The organism is Lentzea sp. NPDC004782 (genome assembly GCF_040609115.1).
GTDB lineage: Bacteria > Actinomycetota > Actinomycetes > Mycobacteriales > Pseudonocardiaceae > Lentzea.
In genome coordinates, this window is sequence record NZ_JBEXJN010000116.1 from 1 (window position 1) to 12,400 (window position 12,400).

Annotated in this window: 14 protein-coding genes; 10 read left to right on the top strand and 4 right to left on the bottom strand. The window is 70.4% G+C overall.

What is annotated here, in order from left to right; translation table 11 throughout:
- Positions 1-121: 121 nt before the first annotated feature.
- From ABZV40_RS45140 to ABZV40_RS45150, 3 genes are read right to left on the bottom strand one after another with little or no spacing between them, the layout of a single operon-like run.
- Positions 122-475 (bottom strand): hypothetical protein, encoded by a 354-nt coding sequence (locus ABZV40_RS45140; protein ID WP_355456278.1) that lies wholly within the window; start codon positions 473-475, stop codon positions 122-124.
- A 26-nt stretch (positions 476-501) separates the two neighbouring features.
- A complete protein-coding gene (gene asnB, locus ABZV40_RS45145; protein WP_355456279.1) occupies positions 502-2,343 on the bottom strand; it encodes an asparagine synthase (glutamine-hydrolyzing) in 1,842 nt (613 codons plus the stop codon).
- A 9-nt stretch (positions 2,344-2,352) separates the two neighbouring features.
- Positions 2,353-3,354, bottom strand: coding sequence for a methyltransferase (locus ABZV40_RS45150; protein ID WP_355456280.1), 1,002 nt, complete (start codon positions 3,352-3,354; stop codon positions 2,353-2,355).
- A gap of 270 nt (positions 3,355-3,624) precedes the next feature.
- Here ABZV40_RS45150 and ABZV40_RS45155 point away from each other — a divergent pair, with 270 nt between their 5' ends.
- From ABZV40_RS45155 to ABZV40_RS45175, 5 genes are read left to right on the top strand one after another with little or no spacing between them, the layout of a single operon-like run.
- A complete protein-coding gene (locus ABZV40_RS45155) occupies positions 3,625-4,149 on the top strand; it encodes a hypothetical protein (RefSeq protein ID WP_355456281.1) in 525 nt (174 codons plus the stop codon).
- Complete coding sequence (locus ABZV40_RS45160; protein ID WP_355456282.1) at positions 4,146-4,769, top strand: isochorismatase family protein; 624 nt, start codon at positions 4,146-4,148, stop codon at positions 4,767-4,769. Before ABZV40_RS45155 ends, ABZV40_RS45160 begins: the two co-directional genes overlap by 4 nt.
- Positions 4,766-6,628: an anthranilate synthase family protein gene (locus ABZV40_RS45165; protein ID WP_355456283.1), complete on the top strand. Its 1,863-nt coding sequence runs from the start codon at positions 4,766-4,768 to the stop codon at positions 6,626-6,628. Before ABZV40_RS45160 ends, ABZV40_RS45165 begins: the two co-directional genes overlap by 4 nt.
- Positions 6,625-6,927 carry a hypothetical protein gene (locus ABZV40_RS45170; protein WP_355456284.1) on the top strand — a complete coding sequence of 101 codons (303 nt, stop codon included), beginning with the start codon at positions 6,625-6,627 and terminating at the stop codon, positions 6,925-6,927. Before ABZV40_RS45165 ends, ABZV40_RS45170 begins: the two co-directional genes overlap by 4 nt.
- The gene (locus ABZV40_RS45175) at positions 6,918-7,538 is read left to right on the top strand and encodes a pyridoxal 5'-phosphate synthase (RefSeq protein ID WP_355456285.1); all 621 of its coding nucleotides are present in this window, start codon (positions 6,918-6,920) and stop codon (positions 7,536-7,538) included. Before ABZV40_RS45170 ends, ABZV40_RS45175 begins: the two co-directional genes overlap by 10 nt.
- Before the next feature lie 72 nt (positions 7,539-7,610).
- On the opposite strand, the gene ABZV40_RS45180 is transcribed toward ABZV40_RS45175, so the two are convergent.
- Entirely contained in the window at positions 7,611-8,447 is an 837-nt protein-coding gene (locus ABZV40_RS45180) for a PhzF family phenazine biosynthesis isomerase (protein WP_355456286.1), read from the bottom strand.
- A gap of 113 nt (positions 8,448-8,560) precedes the next feature.
- On the opposite strand from ABZV40_RS45180, the gene ABZV40_RS45185 reads away from it, so the two are divergent.
- The 5 genes from ABZV40_RS45185 to ABZV40_RS45205 all read left to right on the top strand — a co-directional run bounded on the left by ABZV40_RS45185 (position 8,561) and on the right by ABZV40_RS45205 (position 12,321).
- Positions 8,561-9,028, top strand: a complete 468-nt coding sequence (locus tag ABZV40_RS45185; protein WP_355456287.1) for a PhzA/PhzB family protein — start codon at positions 8,561-8,563, stop codon at positions 9,026-9,028.
- 101 nt (positions 9,029-9,129) lie between these two features.
- A complete protein-coding gene (locus ABZV40_RS45190) occupies positions 9,130-9,744 on the top strand; it encodes a pyridoxal 5'-phosphate synthase (RefSeq protein WP_355456288.1) in 615 nt (204 codons plus the stop codon).
- A gap of 123 nt (positions 9,745-9,867) precedes the next feature.
- Positions 9,868-10,212, top strand: coding sequence for a hypothetical protein (locus tag ABZV40_RS45195; protein ID WP_355456289.1), 345 nt, complete (start codon positions 9,868-9,870; stop codon positions 10,210-10,212).
- A gap of 49 nt (positions 10,213-10,261) precedes the next feature.
- Positions 10,262-10,840 carry a carbonic anhydrase gene (locus ABZV40_RS45200; RefSeq protein WP_355456290.1) on the top strand — a complete coding sequence of 193 codons (579 nt, stop codon included), beginning with the start codon at positions 10,262-10,264 and terminating at the stop codon, positions 10,838-10,840.
- Positions 10,841-10,851: 11 nt separating this feature from the next.
- Entirely contained in the window at positions 10,852-12,321 is a 1,470-nt protein-coding gene (locus tag ABZV40_RS45205; RefSeq protein ID WP_355456291.1) for a SulP family inorganic anion transporter, read from the top strand.
- The last annotated feature ends 79 nt before the right edge of the window (positions 12,322-12,400 follow it).

Genomic DNA, 12,400 nt, shown 5'->3' on the forward strand with positions numbered 1-12,400 from the left:
TCTCCCCCGGGGGGTTCTGTCCGTTGTTGGAGTGTTTCATCCACCCGCTCGTGGGTCTCTATGCACCAATTAATCCACCTCACCAGACAGCGAGTTGCGAACACGACTTCCGGTTGCCTGCTCAGGAGATCGTCACCCAGCGGAAGCCGCGGTCGTCCTCGGTGAGTGCCCAGCGGACGGACGCGGAGTTGTGCGTGTTGCTCTCACACCTGCTGCCGCCGTAGGTCTGGACGTCCGGGTGCGCGTCCGCCACGTCGTCGACGTAGACGCTGGAGTACGTGCCGGAAGAGCCGATCAGGCACCGCCCGTTCACGCGGATGCTCTTCACGTGCGACGTCTGGTACGAGACGCCCACGCAGGACTTGAACTCCGGCGCGTTGCAGGTCGCGGCCGAGGCCGGGCCCGCGCCGACCAGCGCGGTGCCCGCGGACACCACGGCCGCGGCGGCCACACTCGCGGCCCACGTGCGTTTCATCTTCAGCAACCTTTCGTCGTGCACGGTCAGTCGAGCTCGATCGACGGCCGGTAGAGCTCGAACCAGTGGTAGAGGTCCAGCACCCGGTCGATGCCCCGCCGCACGGAGGCGGGCGTGGCCGCCGGGTCCATCGCGATCGCCGAGCGCAGCCACGCGTGGTCGATCAACGCCGCGACGGGGTGCTGCCGGTCCGCCAGCACCTCACCGGCCTGCCGCTGCAGCTCGACGTTGTACGAGGGGTCCTGAGTGGACGGATAGGAGGCCTTGAGCCGGTGGCGGACCGACCTCGGCAGCACGTGCGGGACCGCGTGCCGCAGCAGGCTCTTCTCCCTGCCGTCGAAGGACTTCATCCGCCACGGCGCGCGGTAGGCGTACTCGACGAGGCGGTGGTCGCAGAACGGCACCCGGACCTCCAGGCCGGCCGCCATGGAGATCCTGTCCTTGCGGTCCAGCATCATCCGCACGAACCGGGTGAGGTGCAGGTGCGAGATCGTGCGCATGCGGCGTTCGACCGCGCTGTCGCCGGGCAGGTGCTCGACCTGGGCGACCGCGGTCGCGTACTGGTCGGCGGTGTAGGCCGCGACGTCGAGCCGTGATCGCACGTCGGGCGACATCACGGCGGCCCGGTCGCCGCTCATCGCGCTGGGGTACACCAGCCACGGGAACCCCGCCGTGCGCACGACGTCCTGGTCGTGGAACCAGCGGTAGCCGCCGAAGACCTCGTCGGCCGCCTCGCCGGACAGCGCCACGGTCGACTCGCGGCGGATCGCCTGGAACAGCAACAACAGCGACGTGTCCATCTCGCCGAACCCGATGGGCAGGTCCCGCGCCCGGATCACCTCACGGCGCAGGGCCGGGTCGGTCAGCGGGGACGCGTCGAGCGTGACGAACTCGTGCTTTGCGCCGACAGCGGCCACGACGTCACGGATGTACGGCGTGTCCGGGGTGGTGCGGGCCTCGTCGGCGCGGAACGTCTCCTCCCGGCCCACGAAGTCCACGGAGAACGTCCGCACCTTCTCGCCTGCCTCGGCCAGGTGCGCGGCGGCGAGGCCGGTGACCGCGCTGGAGTCCAGGCCGCCGGAGAGCAGCACGCAGAGCGGGACGTCCGCCACGAGCTGACGTGCGACGGTGTCGGTCAGCAGTGACTGCACGGTGGCGACCGTGCCGTCCAGCTCGTCGGGGTGCGCGGCGGTCTCCAGCCGCCAGTACACCCGTTCCCGCAGACCGGCCCGGTCGACGGTCAGCAGGGTGCCCGGTTCGACCTCGCGCATTCCCTTCCACAGCGCCCACTTCGGCGTCATGGTGAACGCGACGAGCTCGCGCAGGCCGTCGAGGCCGACGACCGGGCGCACCGCGGGGTTGGCCAGGATCGCTTTCGGCTCGGAGCCGAACACGATCCCGTCCGGGGTCGGGTAGCAGTACAGCGGCTTCACGCCGAGCCGGTCGCGGACCAGCACCAGCTTCTCGTCGCGGGCATCCCAGACCGCGAACGCGAACATCCCGTTCAGCCGCTCGGCGACCGCGTCGCCCCACTCCAGGTAACCGCGCAGCACGACCTCGGTGTCGCTCGACGTGAGGAACCGGTGACCGCGGCGGCGCAGCTCTTCGCGCAGTTCGCGGAAGTTGTACGCCTCACCGCTGTAGGCGATGGCGACCTCGCCGGCGGGCGTCGTCACCGTCATGGGCTGCTTGCCGCCCGCGAGGTCGATGACCGCGAGCCGCCGGTGCCCCAGCGCCACGTGCCTGCGGATCCAGGTGCCCGACTCGTCCGGGCCGCGCCGGTCCATGGTCGCCGTCATCGCGGCCACGACGTCGCCGCTGGTCCGCAGGTCGGCGTCGAACGCCACCCAGCCGGTGATCCCGCACATCGCGACCGCCTAGCGCGCCGCGACGATGGCGGTGGTCTCGGCGGGCAGCTCGGCGACGCGTTCCACCGCGAACCCGGCCCGCTCCAGCAGGGTGGTGTAGTCGGCGAGGCTGCGGTGCCTGCCGCCGTTGGTCATCAACAGGTGCAGGTCCCACATCGAGGGCAGGACCGTGGGGTGCTCGTCGACGACCACCCGGTCCAGGATCACCAGCCTGGCGTCCGGTCCCGACATCGCCTTGGCGCAGTTCGAGAACACCCGCACGACGGCCTCGTCGCTCCACCCGGCGAGCACGCGGCACAGGAAGTACACGTCACCGCCGGCGGGAACCTCCTCGACCATGTCGCCGCCGACCAGCTCGACCCGGTCGAGCCCGACGCTCGCGGCGAGGTTCTCCCTGGCGACCTCGATGACGTGCGGTCGGTCCAGCACCTTCGCGCGGGCGTCCGGGACCGCACCGAGGATGGCGGCGGTGAGCTGGCCGGGCCCGGCACCGACGTCGACGAACGTCCTGCCGGCCAGGTCGATCGCGTCCGGCACGTAGTCGAAGAAGAGGTTGCCCGCCTTCATCGCCAGCTGGAAGCGTTCGGACAGCTCCGAGTTCTGGCCGAGGTGCTGGTAGAGCGGTTCACCGAACGCGATCTCGAAACCGGCCGTGACAGTGGTGATCGACTCCTTGGCGAAGGCCCACGCCGTGTAGAACTCCTCGCCGTACAGCAGGCACATGTCCCGCAACGAGTTCGGCGCGTCCTTCAGCAGCGCGCTCACGGCCGTGTTGCGGTAGCCGGTCGTGCCGTCGCCTTCGAACACGCGCAGCGCGACCAGCAGGCGCATCAGCCGGTGAATCCCGTCCACTTCGGACCCGGTGGCCGCGGCCAGCTCCTCGTCGGTGGCGCAACCGGAGTCGACCAAGGTCGGGATGTCCAGCTTGGCCGCGGTGTAGACGCACTGGGCGCGCCACCCGCCGGTGATCAGCTCGACCACTTCCTGGGCGGCTTTCAGGTCATTCTTCACGTCCATTCCCCTTCCTGGGCGAACCGAGTCTGACCCACCGTCCATCCCGCGCACTCTTTCCCCAAAACAATCCCGCACTATTCGGATGTCTCAGCTCGTGAACTGGTTTCTTGAGGACAAACCTCATCACCGCGCGGATTGCCTGCCGGACGACAACTTTCGAAGCTTTAGCCACTCTTGATGCGCGTCGAAGGCGGAACCGTGCACGAATCGGACCCAACAGCAGCAGCCGAGCGCCTCGTGCGTCAGTGTCCACAGTGGTCGGACCGGATGATCAGCTCGATCACCGGGCTGTCCGCCAGGGCCGTGGCCGGCGTGCGCGGCAGGGTCGGCGGTGATGCCGCCGCGAGGATCGGCCGTGACGGTCGCGTCCGGCCGACGAACAGCGCCGAGCGACGCCGACGTGCCCGCGAACTGATGGCCGAGCACCCGCACCTGTCGCTGCGCCAGGTCGCCAGGGCGGTCGGCATCTCGCCGGAGACCGCCCGTGCCGTGCGCGCCGAGCTGCGGGGCGGTTCACCCGGCCCGCAGGCCCCGGCACGCCGAAGCGGGGCCGCGGACCTGCTGCGGTGGCTGCGCGACGACCCGTCGATGCGGCTGAGCCACAACGGCCGGGTGCTGTTGCGGTTGCTGTTCCTCGATCTGCGCACCAGGGCCGCGTGGGCGGAGGTCGCCCGCGACGTGCCCGCGCACTGCCGTCCCGGCCTCGCCGAGCTCGCCAGGCAGAGCGCCGCGGCGTGGCAGGTGCTCGCGGATCGGCTCGACCACGAACTCCACTCGGAAGGTGCCGCATGACCGGAATCCCCGCCATTCCCGCGTACCCGTTGCCCGGCAGGGACGACCTGCCCGAGTCCGTGGCGGGGTGGAAGATCGACCCGGCCCGCGCGGTGCTGCTGATCCACGACATGCAGCGCTACTTCCTGCGCCCGTTCGCGGCGGACACGGCACGGCAGCTGACGGGCAACGTCGCGGCGATGCGCGACCGGTGCCGCACCGAGGGCGTGCCCGTCGCCTACACCGCCCAGCCCGGCGCCATGTCGGTCGCCGACCGCGGGCTGCTGAAGGACTTCTGGGGCCCGGGGATGCGCGTGGACCCCGCCGACCGCGAGGTGGTCGAGCCGCTCATGCCGCAGCCGGACGACTGGCTGTTCACGAAATGGCGCTACAGCGCCTTCTTCCGCTCCGGCCTGCTCGAACGGATGCGGGCGGCCGGACGGGACCAGCTCGTGGTCTGCGGCGTGTACGCCCACATCGGCGTGCTGATGACCGCCGTCGAGGCGTTCACCAACGACATCGAGACGTTCCTGGTCGCCGACGCCGTCGCCGACTTCTCGGCCGACAAGCACCGGATGGCGCTGCAGTACGCGGCCTCGTGCTGTGCGGTCGTCCTGACATCCGGGGAGGTGCTGCGGTGAGCGACAGCCTGGACCGGGTGCTCGCGCGTCCCGAGCTCCCGTTCGCGATCCTGCACCGGCCGCACACCACGGGCCGGGGCCGGCTGGAGGTCCTCACCGGCGAGGTGTCGGCGGTCGATTCGCTGGCCGACATCGACGTCGGGGACCTGGGGTCGGCCGGACCGCGGACGCTCGCGCTGATCCCGCACCGGCAGGTCGCCGAACGCGGGCTCGAGTGCGTCGACGACGGCGCGCCGCTGATCGTGCTGCGGGTGCGCGACCACGAGGTGCTGCCGAAGGCGGACGTGCTCGAACGGCTGCCCGACGTGCCGATCTCGTTGTCCGGCACGCGTTTCGACGTCGACGACAGCGCCTACGCCGAACTGGTGCGGCGCGTCGTGGCCGACGAGATCGGTTCCGGCGAGGGCGCGAACTTCGTGATCCGGCGGTCGTTCCTGGCCGAGATCGAGGACTACGGCCCCGAGCAGGCCTTCACGTTCTTCCGCCGGCTGTGCGAGCAGGAGGCGGGCGCCTACTGGACGTTCCTGGTGCACACCGGTGACCGCACGTTCGTCGGCGCCACCCCGGAACGCCACGTGAGCCTGGACGACGGGCTCGTCACGATGAACCCGATCAGCGGCACCTACCGGTACCCGCCGGCCGGGCCGACGCTGTCGGGCGTGCTCGACTTCCTCTCCGACCACAAGGAGACCGACGAGCTCTACATGGTCCTCGACGAGGAACTGAAGATGATGTCGCGCATCTGCGACCGCGTGCGGGTGGTCGGCCCCCGGCTCAAGGAGATGGCCCGGCTCGCACACACCGAGTACTTCATCGAGGGCCACACCACCGGTGACGTGCGGGACGTCCTGCGCGAGACCTTGTTCGCCCCCACGGTGACGGGAAGTCCCGTGGAGAACGCCTGCCGCGTCATCGCCCGTCACGAGCGGGCGGGCCGCGGTTACTACGGTGGTGTCGCGGCGCTGATCGGCCGCGACGCCACCGGCAGGCAGACGATGGACTCCGCCATCCTCATCCGGACCGCCGCGATCACCCCGTCCGGCGGTCTCCAGATCGGTGTCGGCGCCACGCTGGTGCGCCACTCCGACCCGGTCTCGGAGGTGGCGGAGACCCGCGTCAAGCTCGCCACGTTGCTCGGAGCGCTGACCGAACGTCACACGAGTTGGCAGGAGCACCCCGAGGTGCGGGCGGCGCTGAGCAGGCGCAACACCCGGCTCGGCGCCTACTGGTTCGCCGGGCCCGCCCCGCGGTCCTACGACGCGCTCGTCGGCAGGCGCGCGCTCGTGGTCGACGCCGAGGACACGTTCACGGCGATGATCGCGCAGCAGCTGCGGGCGCTGGGTTTGGACGTGACGGTGCGCCGGTTCGACGAGGACTACTCGACCTCGGACCACGACGTCGTCGTGCTCGGGCCGGGGCCGGGTGATCCTCGCGAGACGGACCATCCCAAGATCGCGCACCTGCGCGGCGCGGTGCGGTCGTTGCTGCGGCGGAAGACGCCGTTCCTGGCGGTGTGCCTGAGCCACCAGGTGCTGTGCCGGGTGCTCGGGTTCGAGCTGGTCCGGCGCGACCTGCCGAGCCAGGGCGAGCAACGGCAGATCACGCTGTTCGGCCGCCGGGAGACGGTCGGTTTCTACAACACCTTCGCCGCGCGCAGCGACCACGACCACCTCGACCACGCCACCGGGCCGGTCGAGATCAGCCGTGACGCGGACACCGGTGAGGTGCACGCGTTGCGCGGCAACGGTTTCGCGTCGGTGCAGTTCCACCCGGAGTCCGTGCTGACCGCAGACGGCCCGGCGATCCTGGGCAGGTTGCTCGCGTCGGTCCTGCGGGTCTCGGAGGTGAGAGTGCCGTGAAAGCCGTGATCGCGTGGTGGGATCTGGAAGGTGACCGCGACGTCGCCGCACTGCGGGACTCCCTGTGGCAGGAAGGCGTTCAGGCGTGGGCCGCGGTGGCCGGCCTGGTCGCGAAGTTCTGGATCTCCGACGGCTCCCGTTGGGGTGCCGTGATGGTCTTCGAGTCCGATGCGGCCGCACGGCAGGCGCTGCCACCCAACCGCGCGGCGGAGCTGATCGGCACCCCGGCACCGATGCGGCTCACCTTCGACGTCGAGGCTTTCGTGACCGGTATCCGAGGAGCGACACCGTGGCTGTGAACGTCCAGTACAAGAGCATCGGCCCGGAGTTCACCCAACCGCCGGCCGATCCCGTGGCGCTGCTGCGGGACTGGTTCGCCCAGGCCGTCGCGCACGGGGTCCGCGAGCCCGGTGCGACCGCGCTCGCCACGGTCGCGGCCGACGGCACGCCCTCGTCCCGGATGATCCAGATCAGCCGGATCACCGACCGCGGCCTGCTCTTCGCCACGCACGCGGGCAGCCGCAAGGGCAGGGAGATCGACCAGACCGGCCGGTGGTCGGGCGTGCTGTACTGGCGGGAGACCAACCAGCAGGTGACGTTCGGCGGACGGGCCGGACCCGCGGACGAGGCCGTCGCCGACGAACTGTGGGCACCTCGCCCGACGTTGTCCAACGCCATGTCGATCGCGACCAGGCAGAGCCAACCCCTGGTGGGAGAACAGGAACTGCTGGAGCAGTCGCTGCAGCTCGCCACCACGGGCGGTCCGCTGGTGCGGCCGTCGACCTGGCTCGCCTACGAGCTCATACTCTCCGAGGTCGAGTTCTGGCAAAGCAGCCCAGACGCCCTGTACCGCCGCCTGCACTACCGCCGCACCAACTCCACCTGGACCGCCCAACGCCTCCAGCCCTAACCCCTGGCTTGCGATGATGGGCTCCTTCATCCACCTCAGGTGGAGCAAGGAGCCCTTCATCGACCTCCGGGCTCACACGTGGAAGACGCCCCTGGCGACCACCACGGCGGAACCGGCGGCCTCGACCTCGTCGATGGTGTCGCGGGTACCGCGTGCGACCGCGTACATCGTCGACGGGCGACCCATCTCGACGCCCTGCCGGATCTCGATCTCCTCGCCAGGCCGCAGCAGGCCGTGCCGGATCAGGTGCACGGCCAGCGGACCGGCCGCCGAGCCCGTGGCCGCGTCCTCGGCCACCCCGTAGGCCGGTGAGAACATCCTTGTCCGCCAGTGCGTTCCCGAGCCCGCGAAGCAGTTGACCGCGACGTCCAGATGCCCGGCCAGCGCGCGCTGGTCGGGCACCACCGCGGACAGCGCGGCGACGTCCGGCAGACCGACGTACACGTGCCGCGGCCCGTTGCGGTACACCTCCACCGGCAACGTCGACCCGGAAAGCCCCAGCGCCGCAAGCAGGTCCTCGGTCTGCGCGTACGGTTCCCACGTCGGGTTCGGCTGCCGCATCCGCGCGGCAACGACCCGGCCGTCGACGCGGTTGAGCCGGAACGGGATCGTGCCCATGTGCGTTTCCATCCGCAGCAGGTCACCGGTCACCGCGTCGCCCAGCGCGATCGCCGTGCCGAGGGTGGGGTGACCGGCGAACGGCAGCTCGTTGACGGGCGTGAAGATCCGCACCCGCACGTCGCCGTCGTGTTGCGGTGGCAGCACGAACGTCGTCTCGGAGAGGTTGGTCTCGCGGGCGATCTGCTGCATCCGCTCGGCCGGCAGGTCGGCGGCGTCCAGGAAGACCGCGACCGGGTTGCCCCGCAGCGGGGTGTCGGTGAAGACGTCGACCACCACGTAATCGTGCATGTGCCGCACCATATTGGCGGCGGCGGCTGCACCGGAACCGGTTGTCCAACTGCGCACCGTCCCAGTTGGACGCTCTGTTGACGCGGAAACCGCCGTGCGGCGACGGTGGCCGCATGACGTTCACGGACGCGGCAGCACAGCGGCGGCACAACCGGGCGGTGGTCGAGGACTACCTCAGCCGGTACGGCGAGAACAGGCTCACCAGGTACCTGTTGTTCACCGAGGACGGCAGCGCCGGGCTCTACACCGCCGACACCCCGGACCCGATCGTGTCGCAGGGGCACGAGAAGCTCAAAGCGCACGGCGAGTGGTCGTTGACGATGTTCCCCGACTGGAAGTGGTTCAACGTCGAGATCTTCGAGACCCAGGACCCCGATCGGTTCTGGGCCGAGTGCGACGGCGAGGGCGAGATCCGCTACCCCGGTTACGAGCCGGGGATCTACCGCAACCACTTCCTGCACTCGTTCGACTTCCGCGACGGGCGCATCGTCCGCCAGCGCGAGTTCATGAACCCGTTCAACCAGCTGCGGTCGCTCGGCATCGAGGTGCCCACCATCAACCGCGGCGGCATCCCCACCTGAGCCTCCGCGTCTTTCGGAGGTTCCTCCTCGTCGCACGCATTGCGCACCGGTGTTGATCTTTCGACCATGTGACGCGACCGTTCGACCAGAGGAGCACCGGCATGACCGTGAACGTCCGGCACATCTACATCGGGCCGGAGTTCACGGTTCCACCGGCCGGCCCGATCCCGCTGCTGCGCGACTGGTTCGCGCTGGCCGTCGCTCGAGACGTCGACGAGCCCCACGCGATCGCGCTGAGCACCGTCGCGGAGAACGGCCGCCCGTCGAGCCGCACCGTGCACGTGCACCGGATCACCCACCGCGGCCTCGTCGTCGCCACCCACGCGACCAGCCGCAAGGGCCGGGAGATCGACCGGACCGGGCAGTGGTCCGGCGTCACGTACTGGCGGGAGACGAACCAGCAGATCACCTTCGGCGGCCACGTCGAACCGGCCGACGCGGGGCTCGCGGACGTGCTGTGGCGGCAACGGCCCGCCTCGGCGAGGGCGATGTCGGCGACGAGTGCGCAGAGCGAACCGCTGACCGACCAGAAGTCCTTGCTCATCCGCGCCCGGAGCAGGCAGCGGATGCCGCTGCCCCGGCCGCGCACCTGGGTCGCGCACCACCTCGTGATCACCGAGGTGGAGTTCTGGCAGAGCAGCCCGGACGGCCTGCACCGGCGGCTGCGCTACGACCTCACCGACCGCGGCTGGACGTCCGTGCGGCTGCAGCCCTGACGGCCCTTGCGAAAAACGCGGAACGTCCTCCGCAGAACGCGTGGTCCGATCAAGTGATCTCGCCCCTGGCGCGGTGATCACGAACACCGATACGATCGGCTCGTAGTCGTCGAAAGGGAGTTCGTGCGCGGAATCGTCATCGCGACAGTGCTCGCCCTGGCGTTTCTCGTGGCCCCGGTGGAGGCCGCGGTCGCCACTGCCTCGTTGTCAGCTCCGGCAACCAGTTCCCACAACCGGATCCCGCTTCCGGACGACAAGAAGGAAGAACCTCAGCGCAAGAAGAGCGAGGCGAGCACCAAGCTCGCCCGCGGCGTGCTGTACCGCGCGCGCTTCGTCGTCCGCCGCGTCAACGGTCCAGTGTGGACACACGCGGTGCCGGAACCGGCCGTCGACCTCGACGTGCCCGAGCGCACCGAACACCTCTCCAGACTGCTCAGACCTCCCGCTCTGCAGGTGTTCCGGAACTGATCGGCTCTGATCGCCGAGAAACCGGAAACAACCGCACAGTGAGGAATCCATGAACTTCCAACTCCTGGTCGAGCGCGCCCGTGAGCACTCGGCCCGCCGTCCCGTGTCCGCAGGACCCCGCCTCGCCGCCGGTCAGCAGCCCACCGCGCTGTTCGTGACGTGCGCGGACTCCAGGGTCGTGCCCAGCCAGATCACCGGCGCCGAGGCGGGCAGCCTCTTCGAGCTGCGCACGGCGGGCAACGTCGTGCCGCCGTACCGGCTCGACTCGCCGTCGAGCGAGATGGCCACGATCGAGTTCGCCGTCGTGCAGCTCGGGGTGTCCGAGGTGGTCGTGTGCGGTCACTCGCACTGCGGCGCGGTCAGCGGGTTGCACGGCGCGGAGATCGGTCACCTGCCCGCGATGCGGCGCTGGCTCACCACGCACGGCCGCACGGAAACGCCCGCGCGGCGACCTGATCCGGCCCTGCGCGCGGAAGGGCAGCAGCACGTGCTGAAGCAGCTGAACACGTTGCTGGAGTACCCGTTCGTCCGCGACCGGGTCGACGGTGGCGAGCTGCGGGTGCACGGCTGGTTCTACGACATCGAAACGGGCGTGGTGCACACCGCACCCGAGTTCCGGCCGCTGTGAGGGGGAGGACTGTGATCGCACTCGCCAACCGTCCCAGCGACCAGGGCAGCGGCGGCGGCTCCCGCTGGTCGGCCACCTTCGGCAAGGACCTGGCCGCCTCGGTCGTCGTCTTCCTCGTCGCCCTGCCGCTGTGCGTCGGCGTCGCCGTCGCCTCCGGTGTGCCCGCCGAGCTCGGCATCGTCACCGGTGTCATCGGCGGCATCGTCGTCGGACTGCTGCCCGGCAGCTCCATGCAGGTCAGCGGACCGGCGGCCGGGCTCACCGTCCTGGTCGCGGACACCGTCGCCCAGCACGGCATCGGCGCGCTCGGCGTCATCGTGCTCGGCGCCGGGCTGGTCCAGTTACTGCTCGGCGTGCTGCGCTGCGGCACGTGGTTCCGCGCGATCTCCCCGGCGGTCGTGCAGGGCATGCTCGCGGGCATCGGGCTCGTGCTGATGCTCGGCCAGCTCTACCCGCTGATGGGCGGCACCCAGCCGCGCACCACGTGGGACAAGGTCACCGGACTGCCCGCGCTGGCCGCGAACGCCGTGACCACCACCGCCGGACTCAGCGCCCTCGGCGTCGGCCTGCTGACGATCATCATCACCGTGCTGTGGCAACGCACCCCGGCTCGGGTGCGCGCGGTGCCCGGTGTTCTCGTCGGTGTCGTGGTCGCGAGCGCGGTCGCCGTCGTGGCGGGGCTCGACGTACCGCGGATCGCCGTGGGCGACCTGGCCGCCGAGCTGCGGTTGCCCGATCTATCGGTGATCAACACCGGTGTGCTCGGCGCGGCGCTGGTGTTCGCGCTGGTGTCGTCCGCGGAGAGCCTGTTCAGCGCGGCGGCCGTGGACCGGATGCACACGGGTCCGCGCACGCACTACAACCGCGAGCTGGTGGCGCAGGGCGTGGGCAACACGCTGTGCGGCCTCGTCGGTGCCCTGCCGATGACCGCCGTGATCGTCCGCAGCGCCGCCAACGTGCAGGCCGGTGCCCGCACGAAGGCCTCGCGGGTGCTGCACGGCGTGTGGCTGCTGTTGTTCGTCGTGTTGTTCCCCGGCGTGCTGGGGCTCATCCCGGTCGCGGTGCTCGCCGGTCTGCTGGTCCACTCCGGGTGGAAGCTGCTGGCACTCAAGAACGTGGCGAGCACGTTGCGCGTCGACCGGGCCGAGGGGGCCGTGCTGATCCTGACCGCCGGCCTGATCGTCAGCACGGACCTGCTCACCGGCACGCTCGTCGGCCTGGGCGCCGCCGTCGCCAAGACCGCGTGGGACGTCTCGCGGCTCAACGTCACGGTCAGCCCGCTCGGCGACGACGACGAGCTGGTGGTGCTGCGGGGCAACGCCACGTTCCTGCGGCTGCCCCGGCTGCTCGCCGCGCTGGAGCGGATCCCGCTGACCAAGCACGTCCAGCTCGACCTCACCGGTCTGCGACACCTCGACCAGGCGTGCCGCGAGGCGATCGACCAGTGGGCCGAGCGGCACCGGGACGTGCGCCAGGAGTGAACGAAAGCTCCCCGCGTGCACTTGAAGTGGAGCCTGCTCTACCGCGGGCGGCCTGGTCGGCTGGCTAGGTTGACCGCAT